General features: G+C 36.5%; 21 protein-coding genes. 5 read left to right on the top strand and 16 right to left on the bottom strand.

The window, feature by feature from the left end:
• Positions 1-184: 184 nt before the first annotated feature.
• Entirely contained in the window at positions 185-1,966 is a 1,782-nt protein-coding gene (locus ABVM52_RS11935) for an alkaline phosphatase (protein WP_405380775.1), read from the bottom strand.
• A gap of 242 nt (positions 1,967-2,208) precedes the next feature.
• Between ABVM52_RS11935 and ABVM52_RS11930 the strand changes: the two genes are divergently transcribed.
• Positions 2,209-2,439: a hypothetical protein gene (locus ABVM52_RS11930; RefSeq protein ID WP_405380773.1), complete on the top strand. Its 231-nt coding sequence runs from the start codon at positions 2,209-2,211 to the stop codon at positions 2,437-2,439.
• A 251-nt stretch (positions 2,440-2,690) separates the two neighbouring features.
• On the opposite strand, the gene ABVM52_RS11925 is transcribed toward ABVM52_RS11930, so the two are convergent.
• Genes ABVM52_RS11925 through ABVM52_RS11910 form a run of 4 tightly spaced genes read right to left on the bottom strand, consistent with a single transcriptional unit; the run spans position 2,691 to position 6,693 of the window.
• The gene (locus ABVM52_RS11925; RefSeq protein WP_405380771.1) at positions 2,691-3,485 is read right to left on the bottom strand and encodes a hypothetical protein; all 795 of its coding nucleotides are present in this window, start codon (positions 3,483-3,485) and stop codon (positions 2,691-2,693) included.
• 3 nt (positions 3,486-3,488) lie between these two features.
• Complete coding sequence (locus ABVM52_RS11920) at positions 3,489-4,112, bottom strand: response regulator (protein ID WP_405380769.1); 624 nt, start codon at positions 4,110-4,112, stop codon at positions 3,489-3,491.
• Positions 4,109-5,959, bottom strand: coding sequence for a sensor histidine kinase (locus ABVM52_RS11915; RefSeq protein ID WP_405380767.1), 1,851 nt, complete (start codon positions 5,957-5,959; stop codon positions 4,109-4,111). Before ABVM52_RS11915 ends, ABVM52_RS11920 begins: the two co-directional genes overlap by 4 nt.
• The gene (locus ABVM52_RS11910) at positions 5,959-6,693 is read right to left on the bottom strand and encodes a hypothetical protein (RefSeq protein WP_405380765.1); all 735 of its coding nucleotides are present in this window, start codon (positions 6,691-6,693) and stop codon (positions 5,959-5,961) included. The genes ABVM52_RS11915 and ABVM52_RS11910 overlap by 1 nt, the downstream gene beginning before the upstream one ends.
• Positions 6,694-6,953: 260 nt before the next feature.
• Between ABVM52_RS11910 and ABVM52_RS11905 the strand changes: the two genes are divergently transcribed.
• From ABVM52_RS11905 to ABVM52_RS11890, 4 genes are all read left to right on the top strand, one after another.
• Positions 6,954-7,130, top strand: coding sequence for a hypothetical protein (locus ABVM52_RS11905; protein WP_405380763.1), 177 nt, complete (start codon positions 6,954-6,956; stop codon positions 7,128-7,130).
• 267 nt (positions 7,131-7,397) lie between these two features.
• On the top strand, positions 7,398-7,613 hold the full coding sequence (locus ABVM52_RS11900) for a hypothetical protein (RefSeq protein ID WP_405380761.1): 216 nt from the start codon (positions 7,398-7,400) through the stop codon (positions 7,611-7,613).
• 293 nt (positions 7,614-7,906) lie between these two features.
• A complete protein-coding gene (locus tag ABVM52_RS11895) occupies positions 7,907-8,479 on the top strand; it encodes a hypothetical protein (RefSeq protein WP_405380759.1) in 573 nt (190 codons plus the stop codon).
• A gap of 98 nt (positions 8,480-8,577) precedes the next feature.
• Complete coding sequence (locus ABVM52_RS11890) at positions 8,578-9,546, top strand: heparin lyase I family protein (protein WP_405380757.1); 969 nt, start codon at positions 8,578-8,580, stop codon at positions 9,544-9,546.
• A 38-nt stretch (positions 9,547-9,584) separates the two neighbouring features.
• Here the strand turns inward: ABVM52_RS11890 and ABVM52_RS11885 are convergent, their stop codons facing one another.
• From ABVM52_RS11885 to ABVM52_RS11835, 11 genes are all read right to left on the bottom strand, one after another.
• Positions 9,585-11,189: a hypothetical protein gene (locus tag ABVM52_RS11885; protein WP_405380755.1), complete on the bottom strand. Its 1,605-nt coding sequence runs from the start codon at positions 11,187-11,189 to the stop codon at positions 9,585-9,587.
• A 48-nt stretch (positions 11,190-11,237) separates the two neighbouring features.
• Complete coding sequence (locus ABVM52_RS11880) at positions 11,238-13,610, bottom strand: GumC family protein (RefSeq protein WP_405380753.1); 2,373 nt, start codon at positions 13,608-13,610, stop codon at positions 11,238-11,240.
• Positions 13,611-13,744: 134 nt separating this feature from the next.
• Positions 13,745-14,842, bottom strand: coding sequence for a non-hydrolyzing UDP-N-acetylglucosamine 2-epimerase (gene wecB, locus ABVM52_RS11875; RefSeq protein ID WP_405380751.1), 1,098 nt, complete (start codon positions 14,840-14,842; stop codon positions 13,745-13,747).
• A gap of 6 nt (positions 14,843-14,848) precedes the next feature.
• Positions 14,849-15,700, bottom strand: coding sequence for a polysaccharide deacetylase family protein (locus ABVM52_RS11870; RefSeq protein WP_405380749.1), 852 nt, complete (start codon positions 15,698-15,700; stop codon positions 14,849-14,851).
• Positions 15,701-15,715: 15 nt separating this feature from the next.
• On the bottom strand, positions 15,716-16,693 hold the full coding sequence (locus ABVM52_RS11865) for a GNAT family N-acetyltransferase (protein WP_405380747.1): 978 nt from the start codon (positions 16,691-16,693) through the stop codon (positions 15,716-15,718).
• 65 nt (positions 16,694-16,758) lie between these two features.
• Positions 16,759-17,460 carry a WecB/TagA/CpsF family glycosyltransferase gene (locus tag ABVM52_RS11860; RefSeq protein ID WP_405380745.1) on the bottom strand — a complete coding sequence of 234 codons (702 nt, stop codon included), beginning with the start codon at positions 17,458-17,460 and terminating at the stop codon, positions 16,759-16,761.
• Positions 17,461-18,645, bottom strand: coding sequence for a delta-aminolevulinic acid dehydratase (locus ABVM52_RS11855; protein WP_405380743.1), 1,185 nt, complete (start codon positions 18,643-18,645; stop codon positions 17,461-17,463).
• A gap of 307 nt (positions 18,646-18,952) precedes the next feature.
• Entirely contained in the window at positions 18,953-20,014 is a 1,062-nt protein-coding gene (locus ABVM52_RS11850; protein ID WP_405380741.1) for a glycosyltransferase family 4 protein, read from the bottom strand.
• A complete protein-coding gene (locus tag ABVM52_RS11845; RefSeq protein ID WP_405380739.1) occupies positions 20,007-21,203 on the bottom strand; it encodes an O-antigen ligase family protein in 1,197 nt (398 codons plus the stop codon). The genes ABVM52_RS11850 and ABVM52_RS11845 overlap by 8 nt, the downstream gene beginning before the upstream one ends.
• Before the next feature lie 61 nt (positions 21,204-21,264).
• Positions 21,265-22,710, bottom strand: coding sequence for an O-antigen translocase (locus tag ABVM52_RS11840; protein WP_405380737.1), 1,446 nt, complete (start codon positions 22,708-22,710; stop codon positions 21,265-21,267).
• Between the two features lie 151 nt (positions 22,711-22,861).
• Entirely contained in the window at positions 22,862-24,244 is a 1,383-nt protein-coding gene (locus ABVM52_RS11835) for an MraY family glycosyltransferase (RefSeq protein ID WP_405380735.1), read from the bottom strand.
• Between the last annotated feature and the right edge of the window lie 350 nt (positions 24,245-24,594).

Genomic DNA, 24,594 nt, shown 5'->3' with positions numbered 1-24,594 from the left:
TGCCGCTATATACTATTAACTTAAAATGACCCTTAGTTTAGGAAAATGTATACCACAGGGGTGAATATTAATAAAATGTTAAGTGTACACTTATTGCAGTGCCCATGTACACATAAGCGCTAAAAAAGGTAGTATTACCCCTACTAAAAAGAAATTTTAGGTAATGGACTATTTATGAAGTAATTTATTGTACAAGCACTTTCAGGATTTTGTGGAATACCTCATTATTGGGGTAAACACCCTGAAATTCTTGGGACATTGGCCCATAAGCAAATATGGGTACCATAGTGGCCGTATGGTCATGGGTGGTAAAATCCGCCTCCACCTCATGCCTGTCCATATTGCCTTGAGGAATGGTTAAACCGCCCGTTTCATGATCGGCAGTAATAATGACCAAGGTATTTTTATTGGTATCGGCAAACTTTAAGGCTTCCGTAATTGCCTTATCAAAAGAGATACTTTCCGCTATAACCCCTTCAATATTATTTACATGGCCATAGCTATCAATCTTTGCTCCTTCCGCCATTAAAAAAAAAGGGGCATTTTGTTGTTGAAGAAAAGCGATTCCATTTTTGGTCGATGTTGCCAATTTTTCTACGTGCACCGGTAAAGGGGTATCCTCAGAATAGTCTAGCCAAGCCCCAACCTTAGTATAGGAACTATTTGCCAGTGCGTCTAAATCTTGCTCCATATGAAACCCGGCCTTATCCAATGCACGGACGTCAGAAGATTTATGTGCAATGAACATCTGCAGCTTACTTTCCAAAAGGTCTTGTGCAATACCTTCCTCCATACCACGATCGGTACGGTGGGCATAAAATGAAGAAGGAGTGGCACCCGTAATACCATCCGTAGAAATAACACCGGTACTAAAACCTTTTTTTGAGAGAATCTCGGTCAGGTTAGGTATAGGGTTTCCTTCCTTATCTGTGCCGATAGCCCTATTGTTCGTTCTTTGACCGGTAGCAATGGCCGTACCTGCCGCAGCGGAATCTGTAGTAAAATCATCTGCGGATTGAGTCGTTAGAAAACCGATACTTTTTAATTGGGTTAAGGTCAATGCGCCCCCATTGGCCAAGGTAGCCGAAGAAATTTGTGTAAGTCCGTTGCCATCCCCAATTAAAAGAATAACATTCTTTGGCGGTGTATTGCTAGCATCCGTGGCATAGGTTGGCCTATACACTTCAGAAAAAACCGTATTCTCCACCACCCTATTTGATAAGGTAGAAACATAGGAAACACATTCATAGGGCATATCTGTATTAATAAGGTCTACGCCAAGATCGGTAAATGCTTTCCAAGCGGTCTTGGAATCTGGAGTTGCCCAAAACCGAAATGGTTTGTTCAATTCATGTGCTTTGGCAATGACACCACTTACCTTGCTATAATCTTCCGCCGTTAATCGCCCTTTACCGTTCCATTCTGAAAATTGCCGAAAACTAAGGCTCACCATAGCAATTTTATCCAAAATACCGGCATCTTGTACCGGGGCCGTATTTTGATAGTCAAAGAAAATATACTTAGGATAATCTACATATTTTGCCAATGGTGGCCTATTACCCGAAACGACCAATGTTATATTTTCATGGTCCGTAATAACCGGATATTCTTGTAAACTTTCTACCAAGGCATTTAAAGTGGGGACGGCATCGGTCTTAATGTCAATCAATACCTGTAAGGTCCTATTTGCCAGCTGGCCCCTTTCCTCCATTTCCACTAGGGGTTGCAGATACAAACGTTCCAAGGTGGCCAATGGGGTAACCTCGTTTACTTCATGGGCAACCATTAATGTATTGTCTACCAAAAAGATATCTACCTCCAGGGAATGAACCCCTGCCGCAAAGGCACCGTAAAATGGAAGTGGCTGTTTATAGTCGTTATGAGAATGTACTTTAGGGTTTTGGGCAATAGCAATAAAGCATCCCGTAAAAATAAAACCGATAGCAAGTAAAACTTTAATTCTCATAACTTATAATTTCTGTTCACTGATGATGCATACATGGCCGTAAACCTAAGTGTTAAATACAAAAAGACCAATTAAAAATGTAAAAATTACACTCCATTAACGTCCATTCTACTACCTCTTCAATTTTAGTATAAAACCCCTATAAAAAATTTATCAAGAACGGATTTAGTTGATATCTAATGTTAAAAATTCATCAAGCTAATGTCTTTTTTATTTACATTTGACAACGACCAATACCGACCATGACCGAAAATATTAAATTAATGTTCAGTAAAATGAACGATGAAACACGACAGGAAGCTTTAGAATGCTTAATGACGGAGTTTCATCAGGAAAGCACCAAAAAAATCCAAAAAAATTGGATTATTGGAAGTCGTATCCCTGAAGAACACCAACCAAGAATCGTACAAATCTTTCAAAACCTTTTACGTGTTCAAATATTAAAAACGAACGAAATAAAGGTAAATCTATAACACCCCTTTTTTAATTTACCGGCACTAGTATTTTTTCCTGTACGAGTTGAACATTCAAAAAAAATAACCGACACAATAAGAACAATGCATCGGTTATTCAACTTACTCAAACTAATTCAAACTCACTGCAAATATGCGTTCATTTATTAGTTTGTAGTTTAAGCGAATGTCAAGGAAACTTTAAGTTCCTTTTATTAAGAATAATTTTTTGCCGACAAAGTGTGGAGAATGATTTTTTAGTGACCTGGAGCTTATCTTGGTAGCGCCTTTGTTAAAAAATTAGAAAGGTTTCCCTGGTTACTTTTGTAGAGCTCCAAGTACTTGTCCCAATTTTCTTTTTTACCATTGATTTCCCTAATATGTATCCGTATGTTCTTAAGCACCTTCATTTTAGGAATTACTTGATAGTTTACCGTATCAATAATAGCATTACTAGGAATAGCGGCATCATTTAGCACTATGGGATTCAGATAAAATTCCTGCGGCCTGTCCTGTCCATCAAAATAAAAAAAACCAATTTCCATCACATAATTCATTCTGTTTTTATGCGAACTTAATTTTGCCCAAGAATAGTTCAGTTCATAGGCTTTTAAACCTATATAATGATATCCTTCTACATTCTGTACGGCACCCAATTGAAATTGAAACCGTGTAAGTAAGGTTTCCTTACCGGATGCATCCGTACCTTTTTGTTCAAACACCAGCATACTGTTCGGATCCAAGGCATTAAAACGTCCGCTAGGGTCAAAGAACGAATAATCCCCAAAATATTCTTTGTTAAAGTTATCTGGATTGTAAAACAGTTTGCTGGCCCCATCTACCAATAAAGGAATTAAATTGGCTGCCAATTGTGCAAAACCAAATGAGAGAGCGTTTTCGTTTTTTAGATCTTCGCGAACAAAATTCAAGGTATGGGTAATATTTTCAAATTTTTGTTTAGTAACATTAGTACCCTGTATCGTGTAATAATCCTCTTGTGCATGGGTCACCAATGAAGTAAATAAGGCGATACCAATAGCTAACCTTAAAACAAAAACGTTTTTCATTCCTTAAAATTTATATTTTTTTTCAACGGCATACCGCAACAACTCCCCTTTACCTTTTAAGCCCAATATACGCGCCATATTTTTTCTATGGGTATCTACGGTGTGAATTCCTATAAAAAGTTCCTCACTAATTTCACGGGATGTTTTTCCCTGGCCTATAAGTTTAAGAATTTCTTTTTGTCTGGTCGTTAAAACACCTTTACCGGTTCTTTTTGATGAAGAATTTTGATCTACCACATTAATATTAGGGTCATAGTAGTGCTCCCCACTGGCCACGGTAATAATAGCTTTTAACACCTGCTTTAACGCCGTATTCTTTAAAATATAACCGTTGGCACCAGCTGCTATCATTTGTGCAACCGCATCATCTTGGTCAAACATGGTAAAAGCCAAAACCTTGGTGTGCGGAAATTCCTTTTTTATAATGGTCGTAGCCTGTATACCATCCATTTTGGGCATACGTATATCCGTAATGACCACATTAGGCTGTTTTAAGCGCACCAAATTTAACAAGGCTGCACCGTCATTAACGGAGCCAACAATACTAATGCCCTCTTCATACTTAAGTAAAAGTTCCAAGCCGTCAATAAGAGCTTGGTGGTCTTCTGCAATGGCCAATCTGATCATATGGGTATATCTAAAATGATTACGGTTCCTTTTCCTGTTTCCGATTCTATATTCATAGCACCATGTAAGTGGTTTATGCGCTTGTCTATACTTTTTAACCCCATACCATTACCATAGTTAGCCGTTTTATCCAACGGCATTCCTTTTCCGTTATCCTCTGCCAAAATATTTAACGTATCGCCATGGTTGGTAATATGTATATTCATTTCCGTAGCCTCTGCATGTTTTATAACATTAGTCATCAATTCTTGAATGATACGGAACAACGTGAGCTCCATACTGTTTTCCAGACGGGTATCCAAACCGTGGTCATGTACCATTATACTGATACCACTGGCCACGGATACTTTTTCTGCCATTAGATTTACGGCCTGTAATAAACCCTGTTTGGCTATTAAACCCGAATTTTTGGCATGGGCAATGGCCCGTATTTTACCATAGGCCTCATCTATTAAATTTTCTGTTTTGGCAAAAGTCTCTTGGTTGCCTTTTTTGTCCGATGCCTCCAAAGAATTAAACTGCAATTTTACCGCCGCCATTAAGCTTCCCAAATCATCATGAAGTTCATTGGCTACCCGTTGACGCTCTTTTTCTTGACCTTCTATCATGGCATCTATGGTAGCAAGCTCTTGTTCCTTTAGGATGTTGGACATTTTTTGACGTTCCATGGTCCGTTCTTGCTCTGCCAATAATTGTTTTCGTATGGCATTCTTATTGACCAATACGCCAATGACCGCACCTAACACCAGCAACATGCCCAAAAGTATGGTCCAGTTTCTAATCTTGGCATTGGAAGATTCCAGTTCCAGCTTATCCAGTTTTAATTTATCGGTCTGGTTTTGTACGGTTAAAATGGAAGACTCCAAGGTATTGTTCTTATAGCCCAGCTCATACTCAATATCTACCGATTTTCGTAGGTAATGATAGGCAGAGTCATAGTTGCCTTCTTTTTGGAAAATGAGTGATGCTAGACGGTCGTTGTAAAAATCTTCCCTTAATTTTTTGGAATACCTTTTTGCCAATGCTAGATATCTCTTAGCCTTTTTTAATTTTTGATTTTGAAAATTTACCGAGGATAATTGCCAAGCATTCTTGAATTTATAATCATTGAGTAAATTGTGCTGAAAGGCCATACTATCCGACTTTAAAAAAAAGTCCTCTGCCTTGTCATATTCTGCTTCCAATTTATAGTAAATGCCTTTTTCATAATAAAAATCCGTATAGAAAAAATGGTTTGCAAACCCACTGAAGATAGAATCCAATTTTTGATAGTAGGTATAATATTGCGCATCCAAAGCACTTAAATCTTCTTCTGTTTTTGATAAGAATATCAACCTATAAAACAACAGTAACACATCATCTACTTTATCTTCCTTAAGTTCCGTTAACCGTTCTAAATAAGGCTGATACTGTTTACTGCCAATAAAAATTTCACCGGCGAATAAATCCAACATTCCAAATAGTGCTGCTTTTATAAAATAACGCTTCTCAGTTTTTTCGGCTAATTTCAATGCATTTAGAAAATTTTTATACGCTTCTAAATTATTCTGTTTTTCCGCATAATTGTTTTGATACCCTGCAATTAAGTATTTTATAAAACTGACCGCTTCATTATCGGCCTGTTCAATACCAGTTACAAAATCCGTGGTTACCGATTTTGTTGCCATTAATTCCGTAAGAATATTTAAATGCCTTTCCAGTACAGCATTTTCCATTTTGGTAGAAACGGTACGTGCTGTTTCAAAATCTTTATTTTTTGCGGCAACAAAGAATGCCTCCAACTCTGGTGTTTTAGACCATAAGTTACAACCGATTAGAAAAATAAAACAGAATAAAATTTTAGTCATTAAAATACTACCTTATTAAAACTTTGCACACACCTTTTACCAGGCAAGGTGGATGCTATTTCATTCTTATACATTTGCGTACTTACTACTTCTTTATCATAATCTTCCTTACGAACAATATGCCTTCCATCTTTATAAAAGAATTCAAAATCAAAAGCTTTTCCATTGTCAGGTAAGGCATCTAATTGGCCATCACTCATTACAATAGGTTTACCGGCATCATCCAGTTTTGGGAACATAGGGTTTAAAATTCGCTTAGAATGTATGTATCCACCTTTTTCAAAATGCAGATTTTTTAACTGGTCTTTATTAAGGGAATACGATACCTTATCTGACATTGCCTTGGTATAGATTAAAAAAGTTAGTCCATCTTTCATTTTATTAGGTGCTACCACAATAGAATCTATACCTATAAAATAGGTAGGCTTATAGTTTACAATTTCAAACTCAACATTTTTAAATGTTTTGTACTCCGATCCTAAAGAAGAATCCCCAATTTCTATGGAAGCATAAATACCATAATTGGTTTGGTAGTTTTGGCCTGCCATGATCAGCTGCTTACGGTTATCGTTTAAATCTAGGGTGGAGCTGTACTCTTGCATAGGGTTACCATCTATTTTTCGTACTACCATGAGTCCGTCGCCCATGGTGTCCGTTTGTGCCTGCGCCACCAACGGCAAGACAAATAATAAAATAAAGAAATTTTTAAGGGCAACTTTTGTAATCGTTTTCATTAGTGTGGTTTTTATGGTTACTAGTTCAAATTTGAAAATTTTTAAATAGGCACACCATACCTAGTACAAGGTATATTGTACAACTACTATACAATCATCTTTCATTGCTCCATTTCACTTTAAATATACCCATAACTGGGTATTGTTCTAAACGATACCTCCATATAGTTTTGATTGTATGAAAATTTATTGAGTTAGTTAGTTGTTAGTTAAATGCAATCCGCCCTTCCCACAAAAGGGCGGTTCATTAAAATGTGAACATGAACACACAAAAGGAGGAATTACAGTTTTTGGCCAAGTTGGGGGAACGAAAGATAAAATCGATCAAGAATGCCTTTGAATTAACGGAGTCTGAACTATTGGTCATTATACGCTTGCACCAACGGCACAACAGCACAACGAACCACAACCTTACCCAATTACTAAGTAAATTTTAGACCAAGCCCTTCATGGACAATGCAATTCATATTCGGGGGAAATGGAACTGCAGGGAAAATGAAGGGCTTGGTTTATTATGAATTTAAAAGCCTATAAAACATAAATAAATACGCCCACTCAAAACTCGTATTGTTTATTAACAATTAGTGTTAATAACTTTTATTATGCATTTCATCGAATAAATTGAACTTTTCATCGTTAATGGATATAGTTTAAATATTTTCGGAATGCGTTAAAACACCAACGAAATAATTTTATACCGTTACATGAAATCTTTTTTTTCCAAAACCTTTTTCGTCCCCCTAACCGTCTTCACTTCCTTTTTGTGTTTAACCTCTTGCGGCAAAGACTATGACCTTGTTTCTGAGTATGTTGTACGTAATGCTACCAGTAACGACCTAATTCATGGCGCTGTAGAAAATGCTTCTTTTGGCATTCATGTGGTAAACGACCTTATGGATGAAACGGTAAAAAAAAAATAACTTATCCTAGCACTTCGCTAAGGGAAAAAGAGCTACAATCCGTACCGGATACTACGTCACCTACACGTGTAAAAGATAAAACAACGGCCAAACTGCTTTTCAGTTCCGGTTTTGAAGGTGTTCAACTTTCCGAGAACAAATACGACTACCAATATATTACCGGCACCGATACCGAGACCGGTTTTTCTTGGCCCCCTACAATTTTAGGTTCCTCTGAAAAAGACAAAGAACCTAGTGGTATACACACGGTCAATGACGGTGGCGGACCTGCAATAGACAATTACTTGGAAAAGGTGAAAGGACCCCACGGTGTTGAAACCACTACACTATTTCAACGGGTGAACTATGATGTACAAGTAACACAGACCCCATACCAAATCAATAATATAAAAGAAAATCCTAAGGAACTCTATATCTGTTATTGGATGAAAACGGATGACGTTTCCTTAAAAGGAAAGGATATTTGGCGAGCCATCTGGGAATATAAAACTAAAAATTATGCATCTTACAAAGACGGTTTTAGAATGATCGCCTTTATGGCTACCGATATTAGAGGAACACCCTATTGGCAGTTTCAAGGAGATATAGGGCCACGCCAACCGGTATGGCGCATAGAAAATTATGATATTCCACTAATTACCGGAGAATGGTTCAAGGCCGAATATTATTTAAAATGGAGCGATCAAAAGGATGGCTATGCTTCCATGAAGATCAATGGACAGTTAATAGGCGAACATCACGGCCCAACGACTTCAAAATCTGACCCTTTGGATTTTATTATGGTTACCCAGGTATATGGCAACAATTATCCCATGTACCAATGGGTAGACGATATTGAAATCTGGGACGGTTTACCTATGGAATAACACAGGTTGAAAATAGTAAAAAAAGATTAAAACAATACGCACAAACTTTTTATAAAAATGCTACGTATATGATATAGAAGCAATTAAGCATTACCCCAATGAAATTATTACAACAATTAACCTATATACCCCTTTTAATCCTAGCCACTCTATTACTAGTTGTTGCATGCGGCAAGGACGATATTGGGCCAAGCACCCCTGTAGCGACCGACACAGATACCGATGTAGAGGTTGATGTTGATAGCGATGTTGACCAGGATGGCCCAACCGAACCCAATACCCCACCAACGGAAGCAGACCTACTCTTTAAATCTGGCTTTGAGGGCGTTACCCTAACCGAAAGACAATATGACTATCAATATATCATAGGAAAAGACACCGAAACCGGTTACTATTGGCCACCTACTATTTTAGGGTCCGCCAATGCCAGTGAACCCAGTGGAATTCACAATATTAACGATGATAACGGTGCTGCCATTGACAATGCCCTGGAAGTGGTCACAGGCCCTCATGGAAATGAAACCACAACGTTATTTCAACGTGTAAACTATGATGTTCAAGTAACGCAGGCGCCCTATCAAATAAACGACATAAAGGAAAATCCAGATGAATTATATATCAGTTATTGGATGAAGACCGATGCAAGTTCTGTACAAGGTATTGATAAGTGGCGTGCCATTTGGGAATACAAGACAGAAAACTACGCCAGCTATTCCAATGGTTTTAGGATGATTGCCTTTATGGCTACTGATATAAGGGGCAATTCTTATTGGATGTTACAGGGCGATACGAGTCCGCAAAACCCCATTTGGCAGGTTAGAAATACCGAAATACCGTTAATTTTAGGCGAGTGGTTTAAAGTGGAATACCATATAAAATGGAGCAACGAGCAAGACGGCTATGCTTCTATGAAGGTAAACGGTCAACTTATTGGTGAACATCATGGTGTTACCACACATAATAACGATAATTTAGACTTTATTATGTTGACCCAAGTATATGGAAGCAACTACCCCATGTACCAATGGGTAGACGATGTAGAAATTTGGGACGGTGTACCAGAGTAAAACAGTAAACATCAACTAACCTCTAGGTATACACGCTTTTATTTATAGCGATAAGCTGCATCAAAAACGAATGTACCATTACAGTGGTGCAAGTGGTGAAGTCCCATTAAATTTTTCTCAAAATCCGGTTCTATAACCTGCACCGTTGTTTCTTTATATTCCTCCAGTGTTAGTTTTTCAATTTTGTTAATATTCAACGCTCTACCATATACCCCATCTGTGTTGCGTTGCGATGGTCTATAATACTCCCCATCATGCATAAAGATAGCACCACCATTTCTAGCCACGCTGGCATCAATAAGCACAGGGTTTTGTTTGTGGGGAATTAGTGTATTGAGCTTAACGGAATCTACCTGATATATAAACAATTCACTATTCATGGGTGAGGTTGGCGCGGCCTGTTTATTGAGGAATAACCATTGTTGCCGGTCCTTATCGGTATGAAAAAAAGCATCGCCTACGGCCTCCCCCTTAAATGCTGTAGTATAATTTTCCCACTGTAATGGAAAATCTATGGCCCTATATATTTCCAATGTCCTATTCTCACTTCCCTCCGGCATTAAGAATATATCTCCACCCTCTTCAAAAATAAACGGAAAAGACAAATGATATCCTGTATCTAGAACATCTACCACATTGGTCAATTGACCCTTATTTAGAATTCCACAACTTATCTTACCTCTTTTGGTGACATAGGAGTAGTTTTCAAAAAAAAGATAGTCTGTTCCTTTATAATGAAAAAGAAAGGGATCGGCCCAAAACTCATCTTTAGGCATAGGTAAAGCAAATGCAGAGGAGGTTATATTTTGAAAGAAACCATCGTTGCCAGTGAAGACGGTCCAGCACTCATAGCGCCGTTTCGTAAGCTTTGCCATGGTTTTCTCATACAGTTTGTTACCAAACCCACCATAAAATTCACCTACATACTTTAGGGTAGAAAAAAAGGTAGGGGTATGTACACTATTTTTTACCGGCATAGTATTATCTGTAAATTGAAGCGTGCCCTTCTTTAAGCTATCAAGATTTTTGAATAATAAGGAAACACTACCTTCAGATACTATGGTGGCAGTTTCTGACATTGACCAATGCCTATTAAAATGTGCCTTGCCAACAACAGCGTAAGCCTTAAGGTTGGTTTTGAAATTAATCAAGGTAGCCGTAACGACCGGTTTCTTCTTTATAATTTCCCAAAAACCAACCGGTCCGTCCTGTTCCAACACTTTATCCTTAAACAACATTTCCCAAACTCCGTTTTTGGACATATTAAGTAATGCATCCGTAACGGAAACCCTATCTAAATTCAACAAAAGATCTTTGGGTTCAAGATTTTCTTTTCCAAGTTTAACAACTTTTATTTCCTTAAAAAAATCAGAAGATTTGTACGTATGTGCTACTTGCGGAGGTTTGAACAACCAACGTGTTTCTATAGCATATTGCATTTTTAACAATACCCCGGAGAGTCCCGAAATCTTTGGACAAATTGCAATATCATTACCGGTATTGGTCCATCTCCAATCCCTGAAAGCACCCTCCTCCAATAGTATTTCAGCTTCCATCTCTGAATCTTTGCAAATACCTTCTATAATCCTGTACTGCCAATTGCTCAGTTGGGTAAGGTTTTTGACAAGAATGCCTATTTTCATTGCATAGATTATAAGATGAATAGCTTGTAAAGTACTACAATTTTAAGATTACGCTTTCTTAAACCATTTTTTAGATTTTTCTGGCTGATCCATCTCATACCCATATCCATACCCGTAATTTAATTTACCGGCATGTACCTGTCCTACGGCATTCATTACATAGACCATATTTTTAACTTTCTTGCTCTTATTAAGCTCTTTAGAGAACTTCATTACATTCTTATCGGTTACCCCGGCACGCACTGCAAATAAAGTAATATCAGCATGTTTGGCAATCAACAAGGTATCTGTAACCAGCATGGTAGGCGCTGTATCCATAATAACATAGTCATACTCTTTTTTTGCTTCTTCCAAAAATTGTTCAAAATTTTTGCCCGACAAAAGTACCGGTACATTGGAAGGAACCGCACCGCTCAAGAAAATTTTATGGTCAGGGTTGGCCTTAAAACCTTCGAACGTATGAGGGTCATACTCATTAATTTTACCTGCAAGGTAGTCTGCAAAACCTTGACTATTTTTATCAAGCCCCAAATAGGTATGCAGGGTAGGGTTTCTTAAATCGCCCCCCACCAATAAAACACGTTTTCCTATACTGGCGTAGGCCAATGACAAGTTAAGTGCCAATAAGGTTTTACCCTCACCCTTAATGGCAGAAGTTACAAAGATAACCTTGCCCGTTTCATCATTTTCTTCCGGTGATAATAAGTGGGTAACATTGGCCCCAAGAATCCTAAAAGATTCTGCAAGAACGGAACGATCATTGACATCTATGAACTTTTTGTCCTTTTCGAAAAATGGAATCTCGGCAACTACCGGGATTTCAGGATTCAACTGTTCAATTTCTGAACGGTCATGAATATTGTTATCGGTAGAAAAACGAATGTAGAATACCAAGAACGGCAATAACAGCCCTAACAAGATACTAACCGGGAATACCACGGTAGGTTTAGGCCATAAAGGATCCATATTGGTTAAACCATATTCTATTACCTTAATGGTAGGCGCAGTAGAAGCATAGTCAATTGTAGCTTCTTCACGTTTTTGCAGTAAGAGTAAATATAGGTTTTCCTTAATACTTTGTTGTCTTTCAATAGACCTCAACATTCTCTCTGTTTCCGGTAATCTAGAAAAGCGATAACCAGCTGAGTTTTTTTCTTGATTTGTTTTACGTAGTGACAGTGCCAGTTGGGCTTCATAATTATTTACACTACTTAAAATATTCAATTTACTTAGCTCTAGCTGCTTGGATAATTTAACCAAGGTAGGGTGGTTTGACCCAACCGATGTAATCAATTTTTGACGTTCCCTGGCCATATTATTATAGTTGGTGACCATTGCGTTCAACCCACTATTGGCAAGACCGATATCCGCAGGCAATAAATTATATTCCGCTTCATTGGCAACAGTTTTTTTCAATAAATTGGATAGAGAAACCTGTGTTTCCAATTTAAGTGCCTCACTCTCAGCTTCTGTCTTTCTTTGAAGGTTTGCTCCAGCATCTGACTGAATAAAGGAAATATTTTGCTTCTGTTTTAAGTTTTGCTTGCCCGCTTCAATTGAGTCCAGTTCCTGAGAAAGGTAAACAAATCGTTTTTCAATTACCTCTAAAGTTCTTCTTGACACCAACTGCCTATCCAGAATTCCGTCTTGGTTGAAGTTATTGATTATAGAGTTCAACACCTGCTCTGACCGCTGTTTACTTTCGCCCAACAACGTTAGGTTAAGAACTTCACTATTAGCTTCTGTTGTAATGGTCAGCTTCTTGGCCAGTTTAAGGGTAGTTTTACGCTTAGAATCAATAATCACTTTAAAAGTATCTCCTTTGTAATTCTTTACATTGGTAATACTCTCTGCCAGTTCTATTTGGAAAGGCAAATAATACACAGATGTATTCGCCTCAACATAAGGTACATTATATTGGGTACCCTCTTCATCTAAGATATCAAAACCGGTTTCGGTTAGTTTTACCTCATATTTTAAAGGCTCAATAATTTTATCCTCAGAAATATTTTTTCTAACTGTAAATGGCGGTTCCCATATTTGGGTATATAGTAGATTATTTAATTTTTGGTATTCAATATCCAAATGAAGTTCATCTACCACATTATGCAATAAGCGATACGATTGGATAACTTTAATCTGATTCTGAATATCCAACAATCTGTTATTGGGATTTGCGCTTGCAATTGAAATAACGTCCTTTACGACGCTAGTTTTCATAGCATCTTCCAATATTTTGATCTTTGCCTCTGTCTTATAGATTACAGGGGCATATTTCATATAGGCAAAAGCAATGGCACAAAATAAGAGTACCATACCTAAGAACCAAGGCCAAAAACGAACATATTTAGCAATAGCCTCTTTTATGTCATATGATTCCTTGTCCTCTTCAAAATCCAGGACGTATGTTTTTTCGTTCATAATTAATGTCAATAATATTCAACAAAAGCTAACCCGTATACAAGCAAACTAGTTTTTAGTATGGTTTAGTATTTTTTCTTTACTATTTCACCTAAAAAGCAATACAATATTACAAATGGCTACGAGCTAAAAAATTATAATTCTTTGAAATCCAGTATTATATCGACGATACGCTCAGCGGTTTTACCGTCCCACAAATTTGGTATACTCCCTGTTTTCCAATCCCCTTTAAAAAGTTTATCCATGGCAGGTGCAATTGCCTTTGGATCAGTTCCTAAAAGTTCATTAGTTCCTTGGGTAATGGTTTCCGGTCTTTCCGTATTATCACGAAGTGTCATACATGGAATACCCATAACGGTAGTCTCTTCTGTAATACCTCCTGAATCTGTAATTACGGCCTTACTTCTTTCAACCAAATAATTAAATTCCAAATAGCCCAAAGGTTCAACCATGTGCAATCTTGAGTGAGAAATATTCAAGTTTTTTAAAATCTTGGCCGTACGCGGGTGCACTGGAAAAACCAATGGCACATCTTGGGAGTGTGCAATAATCTCATCCATAAGTGATTTTATCTGTGCTTCTTGGTCCACATTTGCAGGTCTATGCAAAGTCATGACCATATACTCTTTTTCCTTAAGACCCAATTCGTCCCAAATATCAGGTTTGGCAAACCTAGACCTTTGTTTAAGCAATGTATCTATCATGGTATTGCCCACATAGAATATTTGTTCCTCCTTGACCCCACTGTTACGTAAATTTTCATTTGCTATTTCAGAAGTGGTAAAGAAATAATTGGTAATAGCATCCGTTACCAATCTATTTATTTCCTCTGGCATGGTCCAATCATAAGAGCGTATACCCCCTTCAACATGAGCAACCTTTACATGAAGTTTTTGAGCTACGATGGCACAGGCCATGGTAGAGGTAACGTCACCAACAACAATAACAAGATCAGCCGGATTAGCCATCAGTTCTTTTTCAAAACCAAGCATAATACTGGCAGTCTGTTCTGATTGGGATCCACCACCAGCACCTAGATTTGCATCTGGGTCGGGAATATTTAATTGTTCAAAAAAATCTCCGGACATCTTTTTATCATAATGCTGGCCGGTATGTATTAACCTATAGGCAATATCCTTACCGTTTTCCTGAGCTTTTTGAATAGCATGAATAATGGGTGCAATCTTCATAAAATTTGGTCTTGCACCTGCAATAAGTGTAATTTTTCTCATAATTTTTTAGTCTAAAACAGCAACTTTTTTTTGGTCCCAATCTATTTGTTCATTAGCCGTGGCAATATCCGTAAATTCAAAATCGTTCAGCCATTTTTCAAGTTTAGGCTTACAGGATTTTAATCCTACATAAGATTTGAAACGTCTTAACGACGACAATTCTTTAATTAACGGTTGCTTATAATCAAAGTCCCTTGGATGAAAATAACCCATTATATAATCTGATTTTACCGTTGCGTTCTTAATAAAATTGTACGGTAGCAGCCTAAAATAACCGCCTCCTGAAAAAACCATGGATTTACCAACAATAGACTGTATATTGATCGGAAATTCTTTTAGCGTTATTCCGTTGTATTTTAATAGGGAAGGTTTGGCGCTGGGGAAACATTTAAGACCCCCATGTGCATGTTCTATAGGAAATACGGAAGAATCTGTGGTAATCCCCAATTCATGTAATACCTCAAAGGCCCAAATATTTTCTTCTGATATGGAAAATCCCGGAGCACGGAACAGCTCTACCTTTTTACCTATACAATCCTCAATAGTCTTGATAGACCTTTCAACATCATTATAAAAAGTTGGTCGGTCTTGTTCATATGCCAATTGATGCATATGGGTATGACTACCTATTTCATACCCCCTATCTGAAATCATCCTTACAACTTCTGGATATTTCTCTGCAATCCACCCTACAACAAAGAACGATGCAGAAACCTTACTAACGTCCAAAATCTCAAAAATGGTTTCCATATTCTTATGGATACGAGATTCATAGTTTACCCACTCCTTTTCTGATTTGGTTGAAGGATTATTTAAAATATGGAACCACTCCTCTATGTCAAAAGTTAAAATTTTCATTATTTACTTTGATTTTTAGTACACATATTTAGAGACATAATGTCCCAATATCTGTGATGTGCGTAAAGGCTGGTGTTTCCAGATTTTTGTCAAGAACTCAAAATCTCTCAAGGATGTTTTTGGAGGTTCCGATAAATTATAGAAGATAGGAAGCTCTATAGGATTCCAAAGTCTTTTGTATGTATGCTGGGTACTATCTATTGTAGACCTCCCAAAAGAAAAATATTGATGCTTTTTGGCAATAGAAGTTTTAATCATTTCCCAAAACATAAGTGCATTTACGTTTTGTTTGTTATATGCCTCATCTGTTCCGGACCAGCAAAGTTCATTAAATCCTAAATAAGAAAGAGAAAACCCTGCAGAAATAGCCTTATCCCCGTCATAGATAACGGTTATTTGCACATCGCCATACGTATACTCATCTAACAAGTTTCTAAAAAATTGTTTTCCTAACGGAGGAGAGCCGAACTGCAGCATGCGTCTAGAAAAAATAGTGTAAAAATCATGTAGCAATTCAACACCTCCAGATTTAACCCCTAGATTCATTTTAAGGGTCTTCCTTATTTTCTGTCTTAATTTTGCTTTAATAGTCATGAACATTTCATCTTCCGTTTCCTCTAATTTTAGGATGCAGCTAATTTTTTTATCGATATAATGTTCAGATAGTTTATCAAAGCTTCGTAGTTCAAAACCAGGAGCGTTCAATAGTGTAGATATATCAATAGTATCGGCATAAGCTGGCTGTACTACTGGTCCGCCATAAGAAAAATGCGGCATGGAAACCATCTTTTTACCTACAAGAACTATTGGCATTACCCCAACGGTATGTTCACCATCTTTTATTACATAATTTGTATAGGAATACCCAAATGTGTTGGATAAAATTTTACCTAAACAGGGGTTATGTGCAATGGTAACCATTTGATGCTCCTTTTCCTTTTCAAGAAAACTATTCCATTCATCATCATTGACACATTCTACAGTCGATAACATTTTTTTCAATTTACAGTTAGGTTTTACTTAAGATTTGGGTTATTATTTTTTTAAGCAAATTATTTTCACAGTTTGTTCAATACCAGGTTATAGAAATAAGGAAGTAATTTTATGTCTCTCATTATTCTCTTACGTGGCTCCATTAAGGTTCTATAAATACCTTCCAAATTATTATCTAACCACCATTTTGGCGCTCTATGGGTATTTCCTATATAAAGGTCAAAACTTCCACCTAATCCTTGGTAAACCGCCGCATGGCGTTCATACATTCTTTCCATTAACAGTTCTTGTTTTGGGGACCCCATAGCCACAAAAACAACATCTGGTTTCTTGACACTTATATCTTGGATCAAATTTGCCTCATCATCCTGAGCCGTTAAATATCCATTTCTAAACCCAACGATATTGATAGCAGGAAATTCATCTCGTAACTGATTTACAGCTTTCTGGATAACTTCTTCCTTGCCCCCTACCAGATAAAATGATTTTTCTGACTGGTAGGCATTTATAATATCTAACCAAAGTTCACAACCGGGTATTTTAATAGCCTCTTGGTGTCCTTTTTTATGCAATGCCCAAACCGCGCCTATACCATCAGAATACCCTACATTTCTGTTAATAATAGCTCTGGTCTGTTCATTTGCATGCTGAATTTTTTCTCCATTTACCGCCACAAGTATTTTCTTGTTAGCAAATGCAAACTCCATTAATTTAGCCCTTGACTCTGGTATATAAATTTGTACACCGCTTACTCTTTCAGATTTCATTTAGCTTACCTCTTTTAAATAGTTGGACATTGCATTGAACATAAAAGCATTACTCCAACGCATATAGGAAATCTTGGAACTGACTCCTTTTTTTAATTGATAATAGAAATACCCTTTATCATCTTGCATATGCTCAATGGTCCATTGCATAACCTTTTGGGCCAAATCCTTATTTTGGGAAAAAGTCTTTGTTTTGGCCAAAGTGACAAATAACTGCCCTGGACAGTGAATATCTATAGGATATGTAGCGTTATGATAGTATTTTGGGGTGCCATCTGGCATAAAAAAAGCCTGTAAATAGTACTCTAGACCAAGTTCTAAATGATGGGAAAAAGATTCATCTCCCGTTATATCTTGATAGGTCTGTATAGCATCTAAATTGTATCCGGTATGAAAACTATCGATCCAACTTTGAACCTCCATAAGCCCATATACCCATGATCCATCTTTAGACTGTAGCGCACAACAAGCATCAATAGTAGTTCTAGCAAGTTCCTTGAGTTGGTCTTCTTTGGTATAGGCATATACCTGACTTAATATCTTAGCACCAAGTAAACTTGCGTTGATGACCGTGTCGTTACCTTTTAACGGAGAATAAGAGAACAAAAAACCTTTTTCAATGGGTGTCCTGTTCAAATCATTAATTACAAAATTGGCCGCAGATTTAGCACAATCCAAATACCTATTATCATTGGTAATTTCATATGCCTTCAATAGTGCATCTACACAAAACGAAGTAGCAACAATGGTTGGCGTTTCTTTTGGAAAAAGAAAAATTAATCTGGCCTGCCAATCAAAATTATACCCCCAACAGGCACCACTCTGGTTTTTATCACTACGCTGTAGCAATAAATTCGCCAGGGAAACAATAGCTTGTTTAATTGCTTTCTCATCACCAAATGTTGTATCGCCTTGCTTGGCCACATGGTACAGGTTGCAGTAACCGGACAAGAACAAGGCTAAACCTTTAGAGTTATATTGTTTGGGCACCAACAATAATTTCCTAAAGTTGATAGGTGACCTTTTAAATCCCTGGATCCACACCAATCTCGCAACATTCCATTTTTTCAATGGCAATGCATTGAATATTTTGGAATTTAGTCCGTCATAAGGATCCCATCCTTTGTATTGCTCAGATTCACAATACTGCTTTAGGTTTAAAAATGAATGTATAATCTCTGTCATATACTTCGTTATAACCATACCTAGGTTTTGATATATTTTGATACCTAAGTAGTCATCTTCTCGCTAAATTATGACGACCTTAGCTAGGCTCTAAAGAAAGCCGATTAACTACATTAAGATTCGAAGACTTACATAATAAGGAGCAGAAACCCCCATAAAATAAGGAGGTTAAATAAAATTGAATTCTATTAACATTACATAAAATACGATGAAAGCCATCATCGTAAACAAAACTTTATAGCTGTATACTAATGAGTTTACAAAGAACACGTTAGAGATAAATAAGAATGCTAAAAAAGTGAATGGGCTATAGAAAAGCTTCTAGCTCCCCTAGTATTTTTTGGGCCACCTTATTGCTTAAAAGGTGTTCATGGGCAAAATTAAAATTGAAGTCACCCATTTCTTTTCTTAGGTTGGGTGCAACCAATAATAATTCAAGTTTTTCCTGTAAGTCCTCAGCATCCTTAGCACGCACAAAATAGCCCATGGTGCCATCTTTAAAAAAACCTTTTAATCCACCTACAGCTGTAGTGATTACCGGCTTACCAAAAGCCATTGCTTCCAAAACCGATGTTGGAAGACCTTCACTATAACTTGGCAAGCAGTATACGTCACAATTATTGTAGCATTTAATTTTCTCAGCACCCTCTATATGTCCTGTTAGCACTATGTTATCATTACCGGCTACAAGACCACGAATAGTATCCATCTCATTGCCACTACCGGCAATAATTAATTGAAGATGTTGATATTTTTCCTGTAATTTTTTAAATGCACCAATGGTCTCATAAATTCCTTTCTCCTTAATAAGCCTAGAGAGAAAAAGTATTTTGAAGTTAGCACCGTTTTCACTTTTTTGGTTTAACACAGGGCTATTGACAAACAGACTTCTGTTCACCATGGTAGTAGACACCACTACTTCCCCTTTATAACCCCAGGCTAACAATTTACTTTTAAAGTCATCAGATAAGACAAAAATTTTCTTTGCCTTACCTAAACTTTTTTGAAAAAACGGAACATATTTTTTATCGATTTTTTGTTCAAAATCTAAATTCCAGCCATGAAAAAAGAGTACAAAAGGTATATTTTTTCTAATAAGATATTTAGCAAAAAATGCATCCCTAAAAAAACTGCGACTACCTAATGAAGGATTTAGGATAATTAGATCCGTAGACTTATCGGTCGCTTTTTTCAAATGCCAATTATCCAACAAAGGACCAAATACATTTTTACCATGCCCTCCAATTTCCAACGGCTTGAAATTAACCTGTTCATACGTTTTGAACTCTGGCAGTAAAGCGTTCCAAAATGCACTAACACCTCCTGGTAAGGATAATTTGGGTACGGTAACCGTAATATTTTTAAGCATTTCTAAACATTCTTTTTCTTAGTACATTTTCAAACTCTAGCTTAACGAATACCAAAACCATAAATATATCCAGTTCAAACCACATACCACCTTGTGTCATCATTAAAGAAGCATATAGAAAAAATATAGCCATTGCCAATCGGTATGAAGGCAATGTTTTTCTTTTAAGAATATGCTTGAACAAAGAAATCAAGTAGCCAATAAAAAATATGATTCCTAAAAGTCCGTTTTGACCCAATTGGGTAAAGAACTCGTTATGGGCATATACGGGAAGACCCGTTTCTTGGTACATATGCATAATAAGGTCAAAGAAACCATGACCAAAGATCATTTCAAAAATATTACCGTTATACCAAAGCTCTACAGAAGCCATCCAAAAGAGAAGCCTACCAGATCCAGCTGCTGTTTGCTTACCGTTTCTAATGTCAAAAATTCTATTATAAAACGCTTCGTTACTCTCTAGCAGAATGTAAAAACCTACTGCCACCAGAATGAGAATTCCCAAACCGGACAATACTTGTTTTAAGGTCAGTTTTTTAGGCAAGAACAAGAAAACAATTCCAATAACGAACATGAGATAGCCCGTACGGATATAAGTTAGGTAAATTAAATAAATACCATAGGCCAGTAAAGCATAGTTTAATTTAGGAAAGCGAATTAAGCTTGATTTTGATTTAATATAGGCCAATAAAATCAATACCGCCGTTGTTGTGGTAATTGCTGCACCGTGTGAATTTTGGAACATACCGGAGTAGCTATCAAAATCCTTGAAACTCAGAACATCCTTGGCCTTACTTTCCAAAAGTCCAAACGTAAAAGGAATCCCGGAAATAATAACAAATTGCGCAAAGCCCAACAAGTACTTATCCAGTTTTCTGATGTTTTTAATATTCCTGTAGGCATACTCAAACATTAATGGAAACATCATGTACCTTATAAAATCTACGATTCCAAAAAAATAACTAATGGAAAAATTGGCGGTAACGATATTTTTGGTGGCCCTAGCATAAGACCATTTAATAAAACCTAATTTTTTATCGTTTCGCTTTATGAGTACCTGCCAAAAAAGAAAAACGAACAATGGAATTTTCCATACTTGAGAAAAGGTAATTGGGCCCACCTTTACAGGTCCCATAAAAATTAAAAAGAACAGGATAAGGTACGGGTATAGTATTTTGAATTTCTTCATCAAAACTATTATTTGTTTCTGATAATTAAAATATGACCATCCTTTACCCCTATCACACTATTCATTTTTTTAAATATTTACCAATAATATCTTTAAGATTTAATCTTTTATCTAGTTCCTTAAACGAATAATACATGGAAATAAGTATAAATAGAATGCCAATACCGTAATTAAAAGGTGAAGTACTTAGCTTAGCCGCTAGTAAACACCCTATAGCCAACGAGAATTGAATAGCAAAAATTCTTTTGATCGCCGATGAAAATTTAAAGCCATAAATTTTTCCGGTCATGACATAAATTTGAATTAAATAAATAAAATATGATACCATATAGGAAATGCCTAATCCGGCTAATCCATAGTAATAGTACCCCACCAAATTCAAGATCAACGTATACGAGTTGGTGATCAACTCGTTCCAGAAAAATAATTTACTGGCCCCTTTGGCTATGAAAAAAAACGCAACTACCCATGCAGCAACCTTAAAGAACATACCAAGTGCTGCCCAATAAATCATTTCCTTGACCGGAATGAACTCTGAAGAGTAAAGAATGGTTATAATGAGCTCTACAAATACTAAAAAAACAATTAGTACCGGTGCTAGGATCAACATTGCAATCTCTGCCTGTTGATTTATCAAGGTTATGGCTTTTTCATTATCATGGACCACAGCGGACAATCTAGGAAAATAATCGGTTTCCATTGCAGTAAACAACAAACCTACATATGTTGATATTATAGCAATACCTGCATTAAATAGCCCCACATCCTCAACACCCCCGTTGTTATTGATAAATATCCGTATAACGTAGGAAACCCCTAAGACCATGATACCACTTATGCTGAGTGTAAAGCCCATTATAAGCATATTCTTACCTTTTTTCTTAGTTTCCCTTGCGGAAACCGGCACGGGTTGTGTTTTAATTTTCTTTGTAAAATAATAGGCAACGGCAAATCCAAGTACAGAAGTACATATCATAGCCGGAACAATACCTTTAACCCCTAAATAATAGTAAATAGGCACGGAAACCAATAGCCCCAATGCAGCACCAATAACATTGGCTTTTGCCAAATATTTAAGCTTACGCAATCCTTGAAGAAACACAAAACTTCCACTAGTTAATTGGTTCAATAAAAGTGTAATTGAAAGCCAAACAAAGGCTATTGTATAGTCCTTGTTGCCAAATGTAAGTTCACTTAACCAAGGAGAAAGAATTAGGGTTAATATGGCTCCAAAAAGACCGGTAAACCAAATCCACCTATTTACGATGACCAAGGTTTTAGCCAGTTTTTTTTCATCACCCAATTCAAAGGCTATCGCTATTTCCTTTACAGCACTAATACCTAAACCAAAATTGGTCAAGGAGCTAATTAGCTTTGTTGTGGACATGATCAATCCTAAAATACCTATACCGGCAGGACCTAGAAGTATGGCTAAAATCTTAGACCTGCCAATGGAAATAAGAATATTAATGACTTGCACCCCGCCAAAAATAGAGGTAGCTTTCATTATTTGTCTATAGCTATGTTTACTACCGCTCTGACTCACTTAATAGGATATTGAACTGATTTTGGCTAGAATTTTTAATTAGGAACACAACCAGTAATAAAGGTATTAACAATATAATACCACTTAATTTAAGATGGTTAGGTTTAAAAACTTATTTAGACTTTAAATTATCGGGGTCTATTTGTACCTTGTTTTCTATAGGGTTTACCAGTACCTTTTCATCATTTGCATAAACCTTGAACTTTTCACTGGTCTTTTGGGAGGTAGTGTTCGTAGAAACATGTTCTGGTTCAGTATTTAAACTACCGTTATTTTGATTGTGGGCAAAAGGTTCTTTCTGTAAAATTCTTTCATTAATAGGTATAATTTTAGCGCCCTCTTCTTTCACCTGTATAATCTTACCACGTACCCCTGGAGTGATTTCTTCAGGTTCTTCACCTTTAAATTCTTCGAAAACACTTAAAAATGGCAATAAATAGAGTAAACAACCAAAACATACCACAACAATTAAACTCATATTAATAGGTAGGTTAATAGTAAAATAAGTAATTAATATCAAGGTCAAATTACTGATTACTAAAAACATGGTAGCTTGTTTGTGATTAAGTCCTAAGCGCAAAAGTCTATGATGAATATGATTACTATCGGCATCGAACGGACTTTTCTTTTGTGCAATTCTAACAATAAACACCCGCAATAAATCAAATAATGGATATGATAATATTGCCAAAAGTAAAATTGAAGAATTTTCAGAATTATACTGATAAACCAATGTAGGGTCTATATTTAAAAAACTAATACCTTGGTAAGCCAATAAGAAACCTACAATCAGTGACCCACAGTCCCCCATAAAAATCTTTCTATCCGTAGATAAATTATATTTTAGAAAACCCATCAAGGACCCGATCAATACCGCAGACATAATGGTCATTAAATAATTTTCTGCCATATAAAATGCAATACCAAAACTTAAACTAGCCAATATTCCAATAGAAGAGGCCAAGCCATCTATACCATCAATAAGATTTATAGCATTGATGACCAAAACAAACACAAAAATGGTAAAACCTACAGAAACTACATATGGTAACTGCCCTACACTTAGCAGACCATGAAAATCGGTTATTCGTATATCTTGAAGAATACAGACCATAGATACCGCTATAAGTTGTATCACCAATTTCTTTTTAGCGGTCATAAAAACCAAATCGTCCTTAATGCCTAAAAACAACAATATAATAGTGGCGGATAACAAGGAAAGTAAGTTACTTAAATCTTCTACCGTATTATTTAGGAACGGGACAAACAGTAATAAGGTCAAGGAAAAAGTAATGAACAACCCCATACCACCAAGATTAGGCACCTGTGAAGTATGCACCCTACGTTCCTCGGGCACATCCATAAGCCCCTTTGTTTTAGATACATAAATTATTACTGGGTAGAGGTTAAACCTTGTAGCCATAACATACGCAATTAAGGCAGATATGACCATTAGAAAAGGTAAACTAACAACTATTTCTCGGATCGAGTCCATTTAAATATAATTTTTCCTTCACACAAACCTTTACGTTTAAAAGTTTGAAGCAAACAAGTTTATGTCGGTTAAAACTGCAGAAATAATACTGTTGACTTTTAGGATCTAAATACATCCTGCCATTTATTATGGGCTAAAATAGCAAGGTAATTTTCACATTTTAGATTTACATCGGTAGGATGCAAGCAAAATCGTTGTTTAACACAATCCCCATTCTCATTTGGCTAATCGTTGAACGGCACATCCTTTTAATTACCTATAGTAGGGTAATTCAAGAAATCTTGCATTTTAAAACTTGTCTAAATCAATCTTTAACAATGGCTAATCCTTAGAAAATAAGGTAACTTATA

It is taken from the genome of Maribacter sp. LLG6340-A2 (assembly GCF_045057105.1).
Lineage (GTDB): Bacteria > Bacteroidota > Bacteroidia > Flavobacteriales > Flavobacteriaceae > Maribacter.
The sequence above is the reverse complement of the archived record's forward strand: the minus strand, read 5'-3'. Positions and strand labels throughout refer to the sequence as shown.